The organism is Sphingobium sp. EP60837, assembly GCF_001658005.1.
GTDB lineage: Bacteria > Pseudomonadota > Alphaproteobacteria > Sphingomonadales > Sphingomonadaceae > Sphingobium > Sphingobium tyrosinilyticum.
This window is the reverse complement of sequence record NZ_CP015989.1, coordinates 1-18403: the sequence shown is the minus strand read 5'-3', so window position 1 is coordinate 18403 and position 18403 is coordinate 1. Positions and strand designations below refer to the sequence as shown.

The window sequence follows — 18403 nt, the reverse complement described above, 5'->3', positions numbered from 1 at the left end:
GCCCACCCGGGTCACTTCTCAATGAAAATCCCGGGTCACTTCTCAGTGCAACTCAACAGCGGGACTATTTAAGGTCAGCGGCAGTGACAATAAAGCCAACATCATGCGAGCCGGGTGGCAGGGGGTCGAGGGCTTCCCATTGCCACAATTTCTCAAGAACAAACTCAGGCATCAATCGATCATCGTAGGCATGGGTGCAGATGTGGGGAATGGGCATCTTCAAATGAAAGGGAAAGGCTTTCACTTGAGGTATGACAAATGCAAGAATCCGATCTATGGCGAAATCGATTCGGCCTTCAAAGATATCGAGAGGGTGACCGATTCGAGAATTTACTCGCTCAACACGCCAATTACAGTTCATCCCATCGGTGGTGCCAGATTGGGGGCATCCATTGAGAACGGGGTTGTCGGCGCTAATGGAGAAGTCTTCGATCATCCAGGACTGTACGTTGCCGATGCCGCCGCCCTTCCTGCAGCGCCGGGAGGGCCGCCGTCAATGACGATCTCGGTGTGGGCTGCCAATGTGGCTGACCGGTTAATTCAACGAAAAAAAGGGGAGGTGACCTAAAAAGGAAACTGATTTTCCCCAGCACGCCTAGCAATTTTCAAACAACGCTTTATCAAATAGGAGTAAAACCATGTACGTCACTCATGTCACATTTAACCTCAGCGGAATTGATGAGAACGCCTACAGTGAGGCCGTGAAGTCTCTCGCACCAGGCTATGCGAAAGTTCCAGGATTGGTATCCAAGGTCTGGATCAAAGAAAGCAATATTGGCGCTTACGGTGGTATGTATTTTTGGGCGTCAAAGGGCGATTATGAAAATTACCTGAAATCAGATTTGTATAAAGCGGTTAGTACTCATCCAAATTTGGTGAATTTCAATACAGTTTGTTATGAAGATATGCCGGAAGGTACGTCAGTAACTGCAGGTGTTTGCCGCTTCTAAATAGGGCAACTCTCGATATTAAGTCCGCGCTTCAAATCACCGGAGCGTGGATTATTGTGGGACAGTGCCTCGCGACTGAAAAAGTCAAAGAGATTGCCGCGGCGGAATATGTATCAGCGCTTTCGTCGCCTATTCGGCAGTGTGTTGAGTTGCACTGAGAAGTGACCCGGGAGGGTTATAAGTTTTCACTGAGAATTGACCCATGTTTTCCTCGCCCCTGGCTGACAGTCAGGAGGCATCGGAGTGATCGACATGGACCTACTCAGTGTGATCCGCCGCTGGCATTTTCGGCAAGGCATCCCCATTCGCGAGATCCGGCGGCGGACTGGATTATCGCGCAACACGATCCGCAAATATCTGCGCGATGACGCGGTGGAGCCGACGTTCAAGGTTCCCAAACGGCCGAGCAAGCTTGATCAGTTTGCAGAAAAACTGACGACGTGGCTGCGGGTGGAATCTGGCAAGTCGCGCAAACAGAAGCGAACAGCCAAGCAGCTACATGCAGATCTGGTTAAGCTGGGCTACGAGGGATCATACAGCCGTGTTGCCGCCTTCGCCCGCTCGTGGAAGACCGAACGCCAATATGAAAAGCAAACCAGTGGGCGCGGCACATTCGTACCGCTGATCTTCCAGCCCGGTGAGGCCTTTCAGTTCGATTGGAGTGAAGATTACGCCCTTCTGAATGGCCGGCCTACCAAGCTGCAGGTGGCCCATACCAAGCTCTCCCACAGTCGGGCGTTCATCACGCGAGCCTATCTGCTGCAAACGCACGAGATGTTGTTCGACGCACTGACGCAGGCCTTCCGGGTGCTGGGCGGCGTGCCTCAGCGTGGAATATTCGACAATATGAAGACGGCTGTAGACCGGATCGGCCAGGGCAAAGTCCGACAGGTCAATGCGCGGTTCGCTGCCATGGCCAGCCACTACCTGTTCGAAACGGATTTTTGCAATCCGGCCTCAGGCTGGGAGAAAGGTCAGGTCGAGAAAAACGTTCAGGATGCGCGTCGACGGTTATGGCAGCCAATGCCCAACTTCCCAGATCTTGATGCCCTCAATGCCTGGTTGGAAGAGCGGTGCATCGCACAATGGGGAGAAATCCAGCATGGCGTCCTCCCCGGCACAGTTGCCGATGTGCACGCCGTTGAGATTATCAGCCTGATGCCGATGGGGCGGGCCTTCGATGGCTTTGTCGAACATACCAAGCGCGTGTCGCCGACCTGCCTGATCGCGTTCGAGCGCAATCGCTATAGCGTTCCTGCATCCTTTGCGAACCGGCCAGTGAGCCTGCGGGTCTATCCTGATCGGTTGGTCATCGCGGCCGAGGGGCAAATCTTGTGCGAGCACAACCGGATTATCGACCGTTCTCACCAGAAGCCGGGGCAGACGATCTATGACTGGCGGCACTATCTGGCAGTTGTTCAGCGCAAGCCTGGCGCTTTGCGCAATGGGGCGCCATTCCTCGAAATGCCCGAAGCCTTCCGGCAACTGCAGGGGCATCTGCTCAAGCGGCTCGGTGGTGACAGGGAGATGGTCGAAATCCTCGCCCTTGTTCTACAGCATAACGAACAGGCTGTGCTCAGCGCCGTCGAACTGGCCCTCGAAGCTGGGGTGCCGACCAAAACCCACATCCTCAATGTTCTGCACCGCCTGATCGATGGCAAGGCTCCACCGGCATCCCCAATCGATGCCCCGCAGGCCCTGCGCCTCGCCCAGGAGCCTGTTGCCGATGTCGAACGCTACGACACGCTGAGGGCGTTACGCCATGCGTCATGATCCGGCCAGCGCCGCTGTGGTTGTCATGCTACGTGGCCTCAAAATGTATGGCATGGCGCAAGCCGCTGGTGATCTGATCGAGCAGGGCGCGCCAGCCTTTGATGCTGCCGTTCCGATCCTCTCACAGCTTCTCAAGGCGGAGATGTCCGAGCGGGAGGTCAGGTCCATTGCTTACCAGATCAAGGCAGCCCGGTTCCCGGCCTACAAGGATCTGGCAGGCTTCGACTTTGCCGTCAGTGAGGTCAACGAGGCGCTCGTGCGTCAACTTCACCGTGGTGACTTTATGGATAGCGCCGACAACGTCGTACTGATCGGCGGACCAGGCACCGGCAAAAGCCACATCGCGACGGCTTTGGGCGTCCAGGCGGTTGAGCATCACCGCAAAAAGATCCGCTTCTTCTCCACCGTCGATCTGGTCAATGCGTTGGAGCAGGAAAAGGCCGCAAACAGAGCGGGCCAGTTGGCCGAGCGTCTGTTGCGCCTCGACCTCGTCATCCTTGATGAGCTGGGATATCTACCCTTCAGCCCTTCAGGCGGGGCCATGCTGTTCCATCTGCTCAGCAAACTCTATGAGCGGACCAGCGTTGTTATCACCACCAACCTGAGCTTCAGCGAGTGGTCCAGTATCTTTGGCGATGCCAAAATGACCACCGCCCTGCTGGATCGCCTCACGCATCATTGCCATATCCTTGAAACCGGCAATGACAGCTTCCGCTTCAGAGCCAGTTCCGCCGCCCCAAAATCCAGAAAGGACAAATCACCCGCTTGACCCTGCTCGTCGCAGGCAGTACATCATCCACGCCCACCCGGGTCACTTCTCAATGAAAATCCCGGGTCACTTCTCAGTGCAACTCAACAATCTGAGGTCCAAGGGAGCCGCGCCACGCGGGCTCCGCGCAAGAACAGATAGGAAAGGGCCGTAATGTTCTGGTCTCAAACGAACCGCCGATTTGTTCTCGGCATGCTTGGGTCGGCTGCCCTCGCGATCGCTTCCGGCGTCCAGGCGCGCGATCAGGCGAAAAAGGGCGATACTGCGTTCACGATCGCGGTCATACCCGATACGCAGAATTATCTCGATTTCACGCATCAGGCGAAAGACGGTTTTCCGTTCGATGCCGCCAAGATGTTCATGGATCAGATGCGCTACGTAGCCGACAATGTCGAAGCCAAGGGTGGCGACATCGCGTTCGTCACTGCCTTGGGCGACATATGGCAGCATCAATCCAAGCCGATCGATCCCGAGCATGAGAAGCGGGGGTTCCGGCGTGTTCCAAACCCTTTGCTCGATCATCATCTATCGCCGTCGAATCGCGTGATCAGCGAGGAAATGCCGATGGCCCGGGAAGGCTATAAGCTGCTGGCGGGGCTCGTTCCCTTCTCCGTTGTGCCGGGCAACCATGATTATGACGCCATGTGGACCGACGCTCGGCAGCCGCCTTCGGCAAATGCAACATTGAGCGATTTCAAGACGCTCGGACAACTGCATCTCGGCGGATTGGACAACTTCCGATCAGTGTTCGGAAATGACTCCGATTTTTTTAAGGGCAAGCCCTGGTACGTCGCTTCGCATGACGGCGGTGCCGACAGCGCGCAGATCTTCACGGCCGGCGGTTTGCGCTTTCTTCACATCGGGCTACAGTTTGACGCACCGGACGCCAGTCTGGAGTGGGCAGCGCAGGTGATCCGGGATCATCCTGGCCTCCCAACGATCATCGCGACCCACGATTATATGAATAATCGGGCCGAGCGCAGGCCTCTTCCGCTTCTCGATGCCAACTCCCTCGATCCGGGAGACAACAGCCCCCAGGAAGTGTGGGACAAGCTGATCAGCAAGCACGACCAGATCTTTTTGGTGCTATGCGGACATCAGCTCGGTCAATCCATAAGGACAGACAAGAACGATGCCGGTCACGACGTGCTCCAGCTGCTCTCGGATTATCAGGATCGACGCCAGACATTCCTGGATGCCGGTGGCAAGCCGGACTTTTGGAGCGGCATAGGTGATGGATGGTTTCGCCTGATGCGCTTCGACCTAGGAAAAGAAGAACCAACGATCGCGGTTCGGACCTATTCGACGCATTACAAGAAATTCAGTCGCGACGAAGGGAAATACCCCGCCTGGTATCGCGATCATGAGCAGCCTGGGATGGCCGACGACAAGTTCCACGACATGGACGACTTTGTCATCGTCCTGAAGGATTTTCGGGCGAGATTTATGGAGGGCAGGCGCTTCGCGCAATAGCACTGGACGGGGCGTCGATGAGCTCAAATTAAGGCTCGGATTGGTTCAAGAAGGTATAAAATCGTACCATCGTGAGGAAGGCGAAACGTTGGACCAACCATTCAAACCAGATCGTCGCCAACTTCTGGCAGGCGCAACATTGCTGCTGGGCGCCAGCCATTGGCCTGTCTTCGCCTCGACTGACGCAATTGAGCCGCAGCCGTACTTCGCGAGCGTGAAACGCGCGGTCGAGCAACTGGCCGCAATGGGGCAGCCGATTGCCGATGCGGATATGGCCAGGCTGGCGAGTCTGTTCTCGAGGGAAGATGCTGAGGCAGTTATTGCCGCCGAGGCGCTTCTCGAGCGCTATACACTCGCTAGGGTCACGCTCGACAAAGGCGGCATGGGCGCCGCTGCGTTAGGCGGAGCGAAGCGCCATTTGGTCGAGCAGGGATGGACCGCGTTCTTGGTGAGGGTCTCTAACCCATCATCGCTAACGCAGGCATTCGAAATTTACAGCGGCAGTGCGATGCCTGCGCGGATGTTCCCACAGGCCTCGAAGATCGCCGCTGAGCAGAAGGCCTATCTTGCCGATACCGTTCGAAAGGAAGCCCTCATCGAACGAATGTGGCTGATGTCGCAAATCGAAGCTTCGCCAGTGCTGAGCGGCAATGTCGTGGAGTACAAGATCGCCACGATTTACAGCAGGGACCGGGGAAGAAAGACGGGCAGGTTGGGCTTTGGGGCAGGAATTTTGCAGGACAATCCTTCCTGGGGGGCCGTAAGTCGCGCATCGGTAGCTAACCCGCTCGTAACCGATTTTGTCTCTCAACCATCTCGCGATATTCAGCTGCAGATCCTCGATGATGATGGTGTCGGCTGCATGGCATCGCTGATGATCCATGACGCCAATAAGCATATCTATCCGCCCCAGGTGATGCGCCTAGCACCCGACCTTGCGTTTCAACCCCACATATATCGAGCCGATGGCGAGACCGTCCGCCTGCCAGACGGCGAGTATCATATAATGGTCCGTAGGGGGCCTGAGTATCTGGTGCAGCGCGCCACCGTTCGCGTTTCGGCGAGCGACGCACGAATAGCGGTGCGGCTCAAACGATGGATCGATCCGGCGAAATGGGGCTGGTACTCTGGCGACACGCATCTCCACGCCGCAGGTTGTGCTCATTATATGTTGCCTACCGAAGGGGTAGCACCTGAAACGATGATCCGTCACATAAGAGGCGAAGCTCTCTCCGTTGGCGAGGTCTTAACCTGGGCTGGAGGTTATTCCTACCAGAAGCAGTTCTTTTCCGGTGCTGCGATCAGTCCCGAGGCGCGGCTCGAACATCCTCAACTGCAGGCTGCTAACAACGCAGACTGGAAGCCCATGCCCACGCCGAAAGATCGAGAGAGCATGCTCCGCTACGATCTCGAGATCTCGGGTTTTCCGTCAAGTCTTTCCGGGCATTTGATCCTGATGAGACTTAAGGAGCTTAGCTACCCTGGTACGCACGCGGTGGAGGACTGGCCATCTTGGAATCTCCCGGTGGCGAAATGGGCGAAAGCCCAAGGAGCACTGGTAGGATACACCCATTGTTCATTGGGTATGATAGTCGGCACCAACGCTCTACCAAATTACGAAATTCCAACTTTCAACAGCATCCGCACGAACGAAGCGATTGTTGGCGTGACCCACGGCGCGGTCGATTTCTTGGCAGGTTGCAATGGTCCCCCTGCTGCTGAGCTCAATGCGTGGTATCATCTGCTCAACTGCGGTTACACGCTGATGATGGCAGGCGAGACGGATTATCCGTGTATCGTGCCTTCGGTCGACTCTCGGCCGGGGATCGGACGCACCTACGTGAAGTTGCCACAAAGGCCAGTGGACGATGCGGGTTACAGCGCCTGGGTGGACGGTCTTGAGAATGGCCACCTCTACTGGGGTGACGGCAGAACGCATTTTCGGCTCTGTTGCAAAAATCGTGAAGCTTGAGCATGCTTGGCGGAGATTGGACGGACGGAACGATGACGGATTTCAAGTGGCGCCATTTCCAGGGTGATGTGATCCTGTGGGCGGTGCGCTGGTATTGTCGCTATCCGATCAGCTATCGCGACCTTGAGGAAATGCTGGCGGAACGCGGCATTTCGGTCGACCATACGACGATCTATCGCTGGGTCCAGTGCTACGCCCCGGAGATGGAGAAGCGGCTGCGCTGGTTCTGGCGGCGTGGCTTTGATCCGAGCTGGCGCCTGGATGAAACCTACGTCAAGGTGCGGGGCAAGTGGACCTACCTGTACCGGGCAGTCGACAAGCGGGGCGACACGATCGATTTCTACCTGTCGCCGACCCGCAGCGCCAAGGCAGCGAAGCGGTTCCTGGGCAAGGCCCTGCGAGGCCTGAAGCACTGGGAAAAGCCTGCCACGCTCAATACCGACAAAGCGCCGAGCTATGGTGCAGCGATCACCGAATTGAAGCGCGAAGGAAAGCTGGACCGGGAGACGGCCCACCGGCAGGTGAAGTATCTCAATAACGTGATCGAGGCCGATCACGGAAAGCTCAAGATACTGATCAAGCCGGTGCGCGGTTTCAAATCGATCCCCACGGCCTATGCCACGATCAAGGGATTCGAAGTCATGCGAGCCCTGCGCAAAGGACAGGCTCGCCCCTGGTGCCTGCAGCCCGGCATCAGGGGCGAGGTGCGCCTTGTGGAGAGAGCTTTTGGCATTGGGCCCTCGGCGCTGACGGAGGCCATGGGCATGCTCAACCACCATTTCGCAGCAGCCGCCTGATCGGCGCAGAGCGACAGCCTACCTCTGACTGCCGCCAATCTTTGCAACAGAGCCCCAATTACAACTTGAAGGAGACAAAATATGAATATCGCAAAAAAAAGCGAGGTTTTGATTATTGGTAGCGGATTTGGAGGTTCGATATCCGCTTCCAGATTAGTAAATGCTGGGTTTGAGGTCACGCTGCTGGAGAGGGGGCCGTGGCGGGATACGGTTCCAGTGAGATCAATGGGAATATCTAACCGGGCGCCATTACCACAAGGTATGCGTCTCATTACGCATGGGTTTAGATCAATTCGCATGCCATTGTTCAGAAAGAAGCCTCTCTTAATAAATAACAAAGGTTTCTTCGAAGCGGTCTTTGGGGACGGACTGTGGGTATTCTGTACTTCAAATGTCGGCGGAGGGAGTCACGCATATTCCGGATTACATGGTCGTCCTGACAATCCGTATTACTGGAACGGCCACTGTGCGGGGATCAGCAGCGCGCAAATGGATGCTTATTACGATGAAATTATGGACCAACTGGGATCCCGTCGTAGCAAGCCTGAAGACAGGATTCCGTGTCACACGATGTTCCTTCGAGATGATGAGCCGCTGACCTCCAGCGGGGTGCCAGACTACCGCGTAGGGATTCTGCATCCTCGTGAGCGTGGCAATCCTCGAAGGATCGTGGATAGCAATGGAACCATCAGATGGGAATCCTCACTATCCAATGACAGTTTCCTGGGGTCTGAGTCTGGCGCGAAAACCACTCTCGATTTTGCGCTCCTCGGTCCGGCCATAAAGAAGGGCTTGGTAGTAAAGGACATGTGCGAAGTGCTATCGATCAGAAAGCTAGGGCAACCACAATCTGCAGGAATGCGGTATGCGGTGGAATATAAAAATCACAATACCGGTTCTCTCGAAACCCATGCCGCCAAGCATCTAATTCTCGCGGCGGGAGGAGCAAATACGGCAAGACTTCTGCTACACAGCAGAGATGTCACCAAAGGGTTAGATGGAATGCCTCAACTCGGGAAATGGTTTGGAGGAAATGGGGATTTCTTTGCATTCTGGGCAGAGAATAATCCAGAAGACCTAACCAAGAGCCTTCCTATCGCGGGACTATTTAAGGTCAGCGGCAGTGACAATAAAGCCAACATCATGCGAGCCGGGTGGCAGGGGGTCGAGGGCTTCCCATTGCCACAATTTCTCAAGAACAAACTCAGGCATCAATCGATCATCGTAGGCATGGGTGCAGATGTGGGGAATGGGCATCTTCAAATGAAAGGGAAAGGCTTTCACTTGAGGTATGACAAATGCAAGAATCCGATCTATGGCGAAATCGATTCGGCCTTCAAAGATATCGAGAGGGTGACCGATTCGAGAATTTACTCGCTCAACACGCCAATTACAGTTCATCCCATCGGTGGTGCCAGATTGGGGGCATCCATTGAGAACGGGGTTGTCGGCGCTAATGGAGAAGTCTTCGATCATCCAGGACTGTACGTTGCCGATGCCGCCGCCCTTCCTGCAGCGCCGGGAGGGCCGCCGTCAATGACGATCTCGGTGTGGGCTGCCAATGTGGCTGACCGGTTAATTCAACGAAAAAAAGGGGAGGTGACCTAAAAAGGAAACTGATTTTCCCCAGCACGCCTAGCAATTTTCAAACAACGCTTTATCAAATAGGAGTAAAACCATGTACGTCACTCATGTCACATTTAACCTCAGCGGAATTGATGAGAACGCCTACAGTGAGGCCGTGAAGTCTCTCGCACCAGGCTATGCGAAAGTTCCAGGATTGGTATCCAAGGTCTGGATCAAAGAAAGCAATATTGGCGCTTACGGTGGTATGTATTTTTGGGCGTCAAAGGGCGATTATGAAAATTACCTGAAATCAGATTTGTATAAAGCGGTTAGTACTCATCCAAATTTGGTGAATTTCAATACAGTTTGTTATGAAGATATGCCGGAAGGTACGTCAGTAACTGCAGGTGTTTGCCGCTTCTAAATAGGGCAACTCTCGATATTAAGTCCGCGCTTCAAATCACCGGAGCGTGGATTATTGTGGGACAGTGCCTCGCGACTGAAAAAGTCAAAGAGATTGCCGCGGCGGAATATGTATCAGCGCTTTCGTCGCCTATTCGGCAGTGCACAAAATGGATCAGGAATTTCCCTGTTGCCATATGCACAATTTCAACATGCGGATATATATGGATTTTTTGTAACAACTATCCGCAATATCAGGATTTGCACGGGATATGCGTTTATCAGACAACAAGTGTTAGCCGATGCCATCAGGATTAGCCAGCCTTGAACTCAACTACCCGCAAATCCAGCAGAAATTTCAGGAGACAAACATGATTTATGCAGCTCCCGGCGCCGCAGGCGCTAAAATCGAATTCAAGGCCAAGTACAACAATTTCATCGGCGGCAAATGGGTCGCCCCGGTCAAGGGCGAATACTTTGACGTGATCACCCCGACGACCGGCAAGGTCTACACCAAGGCTGCCCGCTCCTCCACCGAAGACATCGAGTTGGCTCTCGACGCTGCTCACGCTGCTGCTGATGCCTGGGGCAAGACCAGCGTAGCCGAACGTTCCAACCTGCTGCTCAAGATCGCCGACCGCCTCGAAGGCAACCTGGAAATGCTGGCTTACGCCGAAACCGTCGATAACGGCAAGGCCATTCGCGAAAACCTGGCGGCCGACATCCCGCTCACCGTTGACCACTTCCGTTACTTCGCCGGCTGCGTGCGTGCCCAGGAAGGCGCCCTCTCCGATATCGACGAAAACACCGTTGCTTACCACTACCACGAGCCGCTCGGCGTCGTCGCCCAGATCATCCCCTGGAACTTCCCGATCCTGATGGCCGCCTGGAAGCTAGCCCCGGCCCTCGGCGCTGGCAACTGCGTTGTCTTGAAGCCGGCCGAATCGACCCCGATCTCCATTCTGATCTTGATGGAGTTGATCGCCGACATCCTGCCGCCGGGTGTGCTAAACATCGTCAACGGTTTCGGTCGCGAAGCCGGCATGCCACTCGCCACCAGCAAGCGCATCGCCAAGATCGCCTTCACCGGTTCGACCTCCACCGGCCGCGTTATCGCTCAGGCCGCTGCCAACAACCTGATCCCGGCGACACTGGAACTGGGCGGCAAGTCGCCCAATATCTTCTTCGCCGACATCATGGACAAGGATGACAGCTTCCTCGACAAGGCCATCGAAGGTCTGGTGCTGTTCGCCTTCAACCAGGGCGAAGTCTGTACCTGCCCGAGCCGTGCGCTGATCCAGGAATCGATCTACGACAAGTTCATGGAACGCGTCCTCAAGCGTGTTGCAGCTATCAAGCAGGGCAACCCGCTCGACACCGACTGCATGATGGGTGCCCAGGCATCGCAAGAACAGATGACCAAGATCATGTCTTACCTCGAACTTGGCAAGCAGGAAGGGGCAGAATGCCTGATCGGCGGAGCTCGCGCTGTCCTCGAAGGCGATCTGGCCGGTGGTTACTACATCCAGCCGACCCTGTTCAAGGGCCACAACAAGATGCGCATCTTCCAGGAAGAAATCTTCGGGCCGGTCCTGGCCGTGACGACCTTCAAGGATGAAGCCGAAGCCTTGGCCATCGCCAACGACACCCTGTACGGTCTCGGCGCCGGCGTCTGGAGCCGCAACGGCAACGTCGCCTACCGCATGGGTCGCGCCATCAAGGCCGGCCGCGTGTGGACCAACTGCTACCACGCCTACCCGGCGCACGCAGCGTTCGGCGGCTACAAGGAATCCGGCTTCGGCCGCGAAAACCACAAGGTCATGCTGGACCACTACCAACAGACGAAGAACCTGCTTGTCAGCTACGCTGAACAAAAACTGGGCTTCTTCTAACCGCGCATCTCCTCCACTGGTCGCATAGATTTGCGGGCAACTCTTGGGGGCGGGCAACCGTCCCTATTTGTTACCCCCCAATTTTGGGAGAAAAACATGGTCGACCGTGTCACTGCCACCCCGGCAACGCTTGAACTGATCGCGCTCCTGAAACAGCAATACGGCTCGGAACTTATGTTCCACCAGTCCAGCGGCTGTTGCGACAACAGCGCTGCCAACTGCTACCTGCCCGGCGACCTGACCATCGGCCCCTACGACGTGCACCTCGGCAACATCGGCGACGTCCCTTTCTACATGGGTGCCTCGCAGTACGAATACTGGAAGCACACGTAACTAATCATCGACGTTATCGACGGCTCCGGCGGCACCTTTTCGCTCGAAGGAAACTCCGGCAAGGCCTTCCATACCCGTTCACGGCTCTTCACGGACGCCGAATGGGCCGAACTTCAGGTGGCAGGCCTCGTTTAAGTGGTTCGCTCATTATGCAGTCCGTCTATCGCCTACGCCAGCCGGCCAGTACCGCTGCGCGTTCTACGAGCTCCCGTAGAAGTTGCTCCCCCCGTTGCCTGCCGAGGGTCCCCTCTCCCAGTGAACGATAGGCAAGCCGGACTAGCTTCGGCTCGGCGGTAGTTGCGTAGATCGAAATCGACATGGGGCACAGAGCTAGCTGACCGGGATCTTCCGTCACCAGTTGCCACGCCAAGCGGGCGCTGCAGAACTGCACTGTCTCTGCATCGACGTAGGGAACCGAACTGTACTCCAGCGCCTTGCCAGTGCGTTCGAGCATACGGTTGAAGGGGATGGTAGCGCTGACCACCAGGCCCGCCGACTCGATGGCTTCGATCACTGCTTCGCGGACGTCAGCGACGCTGGCGTCGATCACCGCCAGGGTCCGAACGTCGTCCCCCCTGGCCGTTCCGGCCGGAAGCACGAGGAAACCCAAAACGATAAAAAGCCACCGCAGGGGCGCACAATCCAAAAAGTTCATCCCCTCGCCAACTCCAGCACCTGCGCAAACCCCGCCAACACGTCGGACCGAGATTGCTTGGCCCGCCCCACCAGACTACCGCCTTCGAGAGTCGTCAGAATCAGGCTGGCCAGCCTAGCGGCGTCTCCTTTCCAGCAGAGCGCACCGGCCAGCCTTCCGGACTCGATAATCCGAGTCAGCCATTCCAGGTGGAGGTCAAAGTAGGCGCGTACCTTGGCGTGCATCGATGGGGGCAAGGCCGCCAGTTCACTTGCCAACGCGCAACACAACGGGCGCAACTGCTCTTCGAAGCCGTCGAGAAAGAGTTCGCCGTACTTCTGCAGGCGGGACGCGGCATCGGGATGAGCGGCTTCGATCTTCGCCAGCGCCTCGACGAAACGGGACATCGCAAGTTCGGCAACCTCCTCGGCGAGGCGTTGCTTGGTCGGAAAGTGGTAGTGGATGCTTGCCTTGGTGATGCCGATTTTCTCGGCGAGGTGGGCATAGGAGAAGGCCGCGTAGCCACCGCGACGGATCAGATACTCGGTTTCGGCAAGCAACTGGCAACGGGTAGGGTTATTCATTCGGCGAACGCTCCCGTTTCCGGTCTGGGACAAGTAAGTCGTAGGTGACGCGCCTTAGCGGGCGGGTGGCTTGTTCAGGGCTTCTGCTTCGATTTTGGGAAACAGGTGTCCGACCGAACGACGATATTCGTCACGTGCGACCGACAACGACCGGTACTGCGTGGGCAGTGGCTGGGCGACCGTTTCGTTCATATCCAACCCCAGGTCCATCGCCTGGCGCATGGAGTCGGTCAGCCAGACCAACCAATCAGGCCCAGTCGGCCCGAAGCTGCGATTTTGGTCATCTTGGAGAACACGTCGGGAACGGGCTGGTTGTTGTTGACGATCGCCCATGCGAGGAACGACGTTCCGCTCCGATAAGGGAGCGGCGTTATGAGCCTTGGCGTTTCGAGTGGGGATCTGATCGGCTCCTGGAGCCTGAGTTTTTCGGACATCGCGTTCGTGACCGGCAAAGCGGAGACGGCACGACTGGGATTGGCGGTTCAGCTTAGATTTTTCGCCGGGCATGGCTTCTTTGTGCCGGATCATGCGTCGATACCCTCCGACGGTGTCTTGTATCTGGCGGAGCAACTTGGTCTCGATGCCAAATCCGTGAACCACTATGATTTTTCCGGGCGCACCGCCCGCCGGCATTGCGCGGAGATTTTGCGGCATCTCGGGTTCCGCCGTATGACGCAGACGGATCGCAGGGCGTTGTCGAGGTGGATTTCCGACGATCTTTGTGCGGGCGGGCAGCCGATCAATGCCATGCTCGAGCATGTTTTCCTGTGGTGCCGCGACCGCCGTATCTATGGGCCGTCGCGCAAGGAGCTGGAACGCCTCGTCCGTTCGCAACGACACCTCTATCTGGAGGCCCTGTTGGCCCGAGTCCGCGATCGGCTTGCGCCGGATGCGGTCGCCTTGCTGGAAGCCTCGCTCGCCGATCCCGATGGCCCGACCGGCTTCAACACGATGAAGGGGGATGCAGGTCAGGCGACGCTCGAAAACATTCTTGGCGTGACCGCCAAACTCGCCTTTATCCAACGGCTTGCTCTTCCCCGAGATTTCCTATCGGTCACGGGCAAGGCATGGGTCGATCAGATCGTTCGCCGGGTTGCCGGCGAGAAAGCCTCGGAGATGCGCCGGCATGTACCGGCGCGCCAGCTCGGGCTCTATGCCGTTTATCTGATGGCGCGGGAAGCTCAGCTTACGGATGCGATGGTCGACCTGCTGATCGAGACGGTCCATAAGATCGGATCGCGCTCGAAACGCAAGGTGGTGGGCGATATCGCGAAAGACATCGAGCGGGTCTATGGCAAGGAGCGACTCCTGGTCGAGATTGCCAGCGCTTCGATCGACGATCCATCCGGGCGCATCTGCGATGTCATTTTCCCAATCGCCGGCAAGGACAAACTGGCGGCGATCATCAAGGAAAGCCAGGCAAAGGGCGCCTTGGATCGGCGGATCTACAAGGTGATGCGGAGGTCATGGGCCAATCATTATCGCCGTATGCTGCCAAGCCTGCTTTCGGCACTGGAGTTCCGGTCGAACAACGCCGTGTGGCGTCCGGTGCTGGCGGCCCTGGACTGGATCAGAAGCAAAGTGGATGATGGATGCCGCTACGTGCCGCCGCACGCAGTGCCGGTCGACGAGGTCATTCCGGCGAGATGGCGCAGTTCCGTCATTGATGAAGAGGGGCGCGTAAACCGGATCAGTTATGAGCTTTGTGTCCTCGCGCAACTGCGCGATCGCATCCGTTCTAAGGAAATCTGGGTTGTCGGGGCGGACCGATACCGCAATCCCGATGACGATCTTCCCAAGGACTTCGATGCGCGGCGAGAAGCATATTACACAGGATTGAACCTGACGGCGGATGCGCGTGCATTTTCAAGCGCCATCCGGGAAGAGCTTGCTCAGGAACTGTTGCTCCTCAATGCCAATATTCCCCGGAACGACAAGGTTCGGCTGCTGTGGCGCGGCGAGAACCGTATATCTCTCACCCCGTTCAAACCCTTGCCCGAACCCAGGGGTCTCGCCTCGATCAAGACCGAGATCGGCCAACGCTGGCCGATGACCGGGCTGCTCGACGTACTGAAGGAGGCTGCCCTTGATACGGGACTTCTCGAAGCGTTCGAAACATCGGCCTCGCGTGTTGCACTGCCGAAAACCGCGCTGGATCAACGTCTCCTGCTATGCCTCTACGGCCTGGGAACGAATGCCGGGCTCAAGCGGATCGCCGGCGCCACCCCCGATGTCAGCTATGAAGAGCTGCTGCATGTCCATCGCCGCTTCGTTCATGCCGCGGCGCTCAAGGAGGCGTGTGCCAGGGTTGCGAATGCGACCCTGGCAATCCGCAATGCTGCAGTCTGGGGGGACGCCGGCACGGCCTGTGCGTCAGATTCCACAAAGTTCGGAGCCTGGGATCGCAACCTGATGACGGAATGGCATGCGCGTTATGGTGGACGGGGCGTCATGATCTACTGGCATGTCGAACGACGCGCGACATGCGTCTATTCCCAGCTCAAGCGCTGCTCTTCCTCCGAGGTCGCCTCCATGATCGAGGGCGTGCTGCGCCATTGCACCGACATGGAAATCCAGCGACAATATGTTGATAGTCATGGCCAAAGCGCGGTTGGCTTTGCATTTTGCCGGCTTCTCGGATTTGAGCTTGCACCCCGCCTGAAAGCGATCGCTCGCCAGAAGCTGGCTCTTCCCGATGTCGGCATGCGAACGCGGCTTCCCCACTTGCAGCCGATCCTCTCCAGTCCGATCAACTGGGATGAGATCGAGCAGCAATATGACGAGATGGTCAAATATGCAGCCGCGATGCAGACAAAAACCGCCGACCCGGAGGCGATCCTGCGCCGGTTTAGCCGCTCCGAGGTGATGCACCCGACCTACAAGGCGTTGAGTGAGCTGGGCCGCGCGGTCAAGACGATCTTCCTGTGCCGGTATCTGCGCGAGGAGTCCTTCCGCCGCGAAATTCATGAAGGCCTGAATGTCGTTGAAAACTGGAACAGTGCCAATGGGTTCGTTTTCTTCGGCAAGGGCGGCGAGATCGCCACTAACCGCATCGATGAGCAGCAGCTCTCGGTCCTGGCGCTACATTTGCTGCAAGCGTCGCTTGTCTATGTGAACACCCGAATGCTTCAGAGCGTGCTGGTGGAACCGAAATGGACGGGCCGGATGACGCCGGATGATTATCGCGGCCTCACACCGCTGATTTACAGCCACGTCAATCCTTATGGCCGCTTCGACCTCGATCTGAATAGCCGGATCGATTTTGGGCGGCTTGCTGCCTGACCGGGGCCTTTCCGCTCGCACCATTTGGGTGCACCCGAACGTGACGATCGGAAGTGACATATACGACATGTCACAAAAGGGTGGTTCCGTCACCAATGTTACTGTACGAGGGCAAAGCCACCCTAATGTGACGGATTTGCCCATGACCCGCGTCGGCTACGCCCGCGTCAGCACCATCGACCAGGATCTCGACATCCAGGTTGCCCGGTTGAAGGCAGCGGGCTGTGAAATCCTCCGCTCCGAAACAGGCTCGGGCGCATCGCGCACTGGACGCACGGAGCTTGAGACGATCATGCAGTTCCTGCGCGCCGATGACGAACTCGTCGTCCTGCGTCTCGATCGGCTCGGTCGCTCCACACGCGATGTTCTCAATCTGGTTCATGAACTCGACCAGAAGGGAGCCTCATTGCGGGTGCTTGAGCCGGAGGTGACGACGGCCGGAAGCATGGGGCGGATGGTGATCACCATTCTGGGCATGGTCGCGGACATGGAACTGACGTTCATCAAGGACCGGCAGCGCGCCGGGATCGAGGCGGCGCGCGCCGAAGGCGTCTACAAAGGCCGGAAGAAAAACATCGATGACGATGAAATCCGACGCCGGATCACCGCCGGCGCGAGCAAGGCCAGCGTCGCGCGCGACCTCAAGATCTCAAGAATGACCGTCTATCGGGCGCTTGACGTCATTCCTTCAAGGATCGGGCTGCCGGAAAAGCCGCCTTCTGTCACCATCGCCCTGCATCTGACCATCGAGAACTTCAACAAGCATGGTCGTGGCAGAAAGCCCGCTCGCGAGCGCATTGAGGCGATGCTGGAGCGGGATTACCAGATGCAAAAGACCGGGAACTGCGATTACACGCTGACCGTCGCCTATGATCAGGGTGCCGATGGCGTCAGCCTCGATGATGAGATCGCATCTCTCCAGACAGAGATGTTCAACATCGCAGAGAGCTACAGGTGCTCGATCGAGACCGATGTTTACGAGATTGGAGGACAAGAGCGAGCCTGGTAGATCGCCATGTTCAATCTTTGTTCTTCAACATGGCCAAAATCGCAGCTTCGGGCCGACTGGGCCCTATACCCAGCGCCTGTTCTGGGATCTGGGCGGGGGATTCTTCGCCCTTCCGTAACATCGATTTCATGCCCGAACTTTTCTACCTGCTACCGGCCGTATCGAAGGGCACATTGGCGTTCGGCGGACAGGCGGGGCTGCGCCATGAGTCCAACGGCCGCGATGGGTTGGCGTCGCGCAGCCTCAACACCCTCTATGTCCAGCCTGTGGCGACGATACCGATCGGAGACTACAAGCTGTCGCTGGGCCCGCGCTACTCCTTCTATGTCGGTGACCTTGAAGACAATCCGGATGTGAAACGCTATCGCGGCCACACGTCCTTGTTCGCGGAGTTTGGCCGTGACGACGGGCTGCGACTGACTACCAACAGCCGCATTAATTTCTCGTCGGGCAAGGGCGCAATAGACGCTGAGCTTTCCTATCCGCTGGACAAGATCGTTGACACCAACCTCAACGTCTATGTCTTCGGCCAAGCCTTTGCTGGCTATGGCGAAAATCTGCTCGATTATGACCGCAAGGCGACACGACTGCGGCTTGGGGTCGCTATCGTCCGCTAATCCGGAACCGGGCAGAATCTATCGTAAGGTAGCGGGCCCGGCGTTGGACGTCCCCTTACCCTGATGCAAAAGTGATTTATGCATCATCGGAAGGCCAACGGCGTAAGAGTCTGTTTGAGAATTCATGAGATGATCGGGAGATTGCCATGTTACGTATTTTTATTGCTGCCACTACTATGGCAGTCTTGCTTTGGTCGCTGCCTGTATCCGCTGAAGAAATCCCTCGCTGCTCCTCCTCGTCTATTCCCGCAGCAGACAAGGCGCGCCTCACGGCGGAATACAAGCGGCGGTTTCTGGCTGAAGGGAAAACCAAGGCCGATGCCTGGGCCGGTGAGCAGGGAAGGCGCCAT

Annotated in this window: 16 protein-coding genes and 1 pseudogene; 14 read left to right on the top strand and 3 right to left on the bottom strand. The window is 57.0% G+C overall.

Annotated features, from left to right (window positions below; genetic code table 11):
• Nucleotides 1-139 precede the first annotated feature (139 nt).
• The 11 genes and pseudogenes from EP837_RS19400 to EP837_RS19360 all read left to right on the top strand — a co-directional run bounded on the left by EP837_RS19400 (nt 140) and on the right by EP837_RS19360 (nt 12062).
• Nucleotides 140-568 carry a GMC oxidoreductase gene (locus EP837_RS19400; RefSeq protein WP_197486443.1) on the top strand — a complete coding sequence of 143 codons (429 nt, stop codon included), beginning with the start codon at nt 140-142 and terminating at the stop codon, nt 566-568.
• 70 nt (nt 569-638) lie between these two features.
• Nucleotides 639-950 carry a YdhR family protein gene (locus EP837_RS20795; protein ID WP_082919880.1) on the top strand — a complete coding sequence of 104 codons (312 nt, stop codon included), beginning with the start codon at nt 639-641 and terminating at the stop codon, nt 948-950.
• Between the two features lie 252 nt (nt 951-1202).
• On the top strand, nt 1203-2723 hold the full coding sequence (gene istA, locus EP837_RS19395; RefSeq protein ID WP_032490240.1) for an IS21-like element ISRsp3 family transposase: 1521 nt from the start codon (nt 1203-1205) through the stop codon (nt 2721-2723).
• Entirely contained in the window at nt 2713-3492 is a 780-nt protein-coding gene (gene istB / locus EP837_RS19390; RefSeq protein ID WP_006955904.1) for an IS21-like element ISRsp3 family helper ATPase IstB, read from the top strand. Before istA ends, istB begins: the two co-directional genes overlap by 11 nt.
• A gap of 153 nt (nt 3493-3645) precedes the next feature.
• Nucleotides 3646-4965, top strand: coding sequence for a metallophosphoesterase (locus tag EP837_RS19385; RefSeq protein WP_066532454.1), 1320 nt, complete (start codon nt 3646-3648; stop codon nt 4963-4965).
• A gap of 88 nt (nt 4966-5053) precedes the next feature.
• A complete protein-coding gene (locus EP837_RS19380) occupies nt 5054-6937 on the top strand; it encodes a CehA/McbA family metallohydrolase (RefSeq protein WP_156518803.1) in 1884 nt (627 codons plus the stop codon).
• Between the two features lie 32 nt (nt 6938-6969).
• The gene (locus EP837_RS19375; protein ID WP_001389365.1) at nt 6970-7734 is read left to right on the top strand and encodes an IS6-like element IS6100 family transposase; all 765 of its coding nucleotides are present in this window, start codon (nt 6970-6972) and stop codon (nt 7732-7734) included.
• Between the two features lie 81 nt (nt 7735-7815).
• Nucleotides 7816-9342: a GMC oxidoreductase gene (locus EP837_RS19370; RefSeq protein WP_066532450.1), complete on the top strand. Its 1527-nt coding sequence runs from the start codon at nt 7816-7818 to the stop codon at nt 9340-9342.
• A 70-nt stretch (nt 9343-9412) separates the two neighbouring features.
• Nucleotides 9413-9724 (top strand): YdhR family protein, encoded by a 312-nt coding sequence (locus tag EP837_RS20790; RefSeq protein ID WP_082919880.1) that lies wholly within the window; start codon nt 9413-9415, stop codon nt 9722-9724.
• Between the two features lie 349 nt (nt 9725-10073).
• Entirely contained in the window at nt 10074-11594 is a 1521-nt protein-coding gene (exaC, locus tag EP837_RS19365) for an acetaldehyde dehydrogenase ExaC (RefSeq protein WP_066532447.1), read from the top strand.
• A gap of 96 nt (nt 11595-11690) precedes the next feature.
• Nucleotides 11691-12062 (top strand): annotated as a pseudogene (locus EP837_RS19360) (DUF779 domain-containing protein).
• Between the two features lie 25 nt (nt 12063-12087).
• Here EP837_RS19360 and EP837_RS19355 read toward each other — a convergent pair.
• Genes EP837_RS19355 through EP837_RS19345 form a run of 3 tightly spaced genes read right to left on the bottom strand, consistent with a single transcriptional unit; the run spans nt 12088 to nt 13478 of the window.
• Entirely contained in the window at nt 12088-12582 is a 495-nt protein-coding gene (locus EP837_RS19355) for a hypothetical protein (protein WP_066532446.1), read from the bottom strand.
• The gene (locus tag EP837_RS19350; RefSeq protein WP_066532444.1) at nt 12579-13145 is read right to left on the bottom strand and encodes a TetR/AcrR family transcriptional regulator; all 567 of its coding nucleotides are present in this window, start codon (nt 13143-13145) and stop codon (nt 12579-12581) included. The genes EP837_RS19355 and EP837_RS19350 overlap by 4 nt, the downstream gene beginning before the upstream one ends.
• 54 nt (nt 13146-13199) lie before the next feature.
• A complete protein-coding gene (locus EP837_RS19345; RefSeq protein WP_156518801.1) occupies nt 13200-13478 on the bottom strand; it encodes a hypothetical protein in 279 nt (92 codons plus the stop codon).
• Between the two features lie 39 nt (nt 13479-13517).
• On the opposite strand from EP837_RS19345, the gene EP837_RS19340 reads away from it, so the two are divergent.
• The 3 genes from EP837_RS19340 to EP837_RS19330 all read left to right on the top strand — a co-directional run bounded on the left by EP837_RS19340 (nt 13518) and on the right by EP837_RS19330 (nt 18053).
• Nucleotides 13518-16427, top strand: coding sequence for a Tn3 family transposase (locus tag EP837_RS19340; RefSeq protein WP_006961814.1), 2910 nt, complete (start codon nt 13518-13520; stop codon nt 16425-16427).
• 142 nt (nt 16428-16569) lie between these two features.
• Nucleotides 16570-17436, top strand: coding sequence for a recombinase family protein (locus EP837_RS19335; protein WP_006961816.1), 867 nt, complete (start codon nt 16570-16572; stop codon nt 17434-17436).
• Nucleotides 17437-17564: 128 nt separating this feature from the next.
• The gene (locus EP837_RS19330) at nt 17565-18053 is read left to right on the top strand and encodes a phospholipase A (RefSeq protein ID WP_335676408.1); all 489 of its coding nucleotides are present in this window, start codon (nt 17565-17567) and stop codon (nt 18051-18053) included.
• Nucleotides 18054-18403: the final 350 nt, after the last annotated feature.

Bases quoted from the DNA above. Each gene is read 5' to 3' on its own strand.
- EP837_RS20795 (WP_082919880.1), top strand. From the start codon at position 639: ATGTACGTCACTCATGTCACATTTAACCTCAGCGGAATTGATGAGAAC.
- istA (WP_032490240.1), top strand. From the start codon at position 1,203: ATGGACCTACTCAGTGTGATCCGCCGCTGGCATTTTCGGCAAGGCATC.
- istB (WP_006955904.1), top strand. From the start codon at position 2,713: ATGCGTCATGATCCGGCCAGCGCCGCTGTGGTTGTCATGCTACGTGGC.
- EP837_RS19385 (WP_066532454.1), top strand. From the start codon at position 3,646: ATGTTCTGGTCTCAAACGAACCGCCGATTTGTTCTCGGCATGCTTGGG.
- EP837_RS19375 (WP_001389365.1), top strand. From the start codon at position 6,970: ATGACGGATTTCAAGTGGCGCCATTTCCAGGGTGATGTGATCCTGTGG.
- EP837_RS19370 (WP_066532450.1), top strand. From the start codon at position 7,816: ATGAATATCGCAAAAAAAAGCGAGGTTTTGATTATTGGTAGCGGATTT.
- EP837_RS20790 (WP_082919880.1), top strand. From the start codon at position 9,413: ATGTACGTCACTCATGTCACATTTAACCTCAGCGGAATTGATGAGAAC.
- exaC (WP_066532447.1), top strand. From the start codon at position 10,074: ATGATTTATGCAGCTCCCGGCGCCGCAGGCGCTAAAATCGAATTCAAG.
- EP837_RS19355 (WP_066532446.1), bottom strand. From the start codon at position 12,582: ATGAACTTTTTGGATTGTGCGCCCCTGCGGTGGCTTTTTATCGTTTTG.
- EP837_RS19350 (WP_066532444.1), bottom strand. From the start codon at position 13,145: ATGAATAACCCTACCCGTTGCCAGTTGCTTGCCGAAACCGAGTATCTG.
- EP837_RS19345 (WP_156518801.1), bottom strand. From the start codon at position 13,478: ATGGGCGATCGTCAACAACAACCAGCCCGTTCCCGACGTGTTCTCCAA.
- EP837_RS19340 (WP_006961814.1), top strand. From the start codon at position 13,518: ATGAGCCTTGGCGTTTCGAGTGGGGATCTGATCGGCTCCTGGAGCCTG.
- EP837_RS19335 (WP_006961816.1), top strand. From the start codon at position 16,570: ATGACCCGCGTCGGCTACGCCCGCGTCAGCACCATCGACCAGGATCTC.
- EP837_RS19330 (WP_335676408.1), top strand. From the start codon at position 17,565: ATGCCCGAACTTTTCTACCTGCTACCGGCCGTATCGAAGGGCACATTG.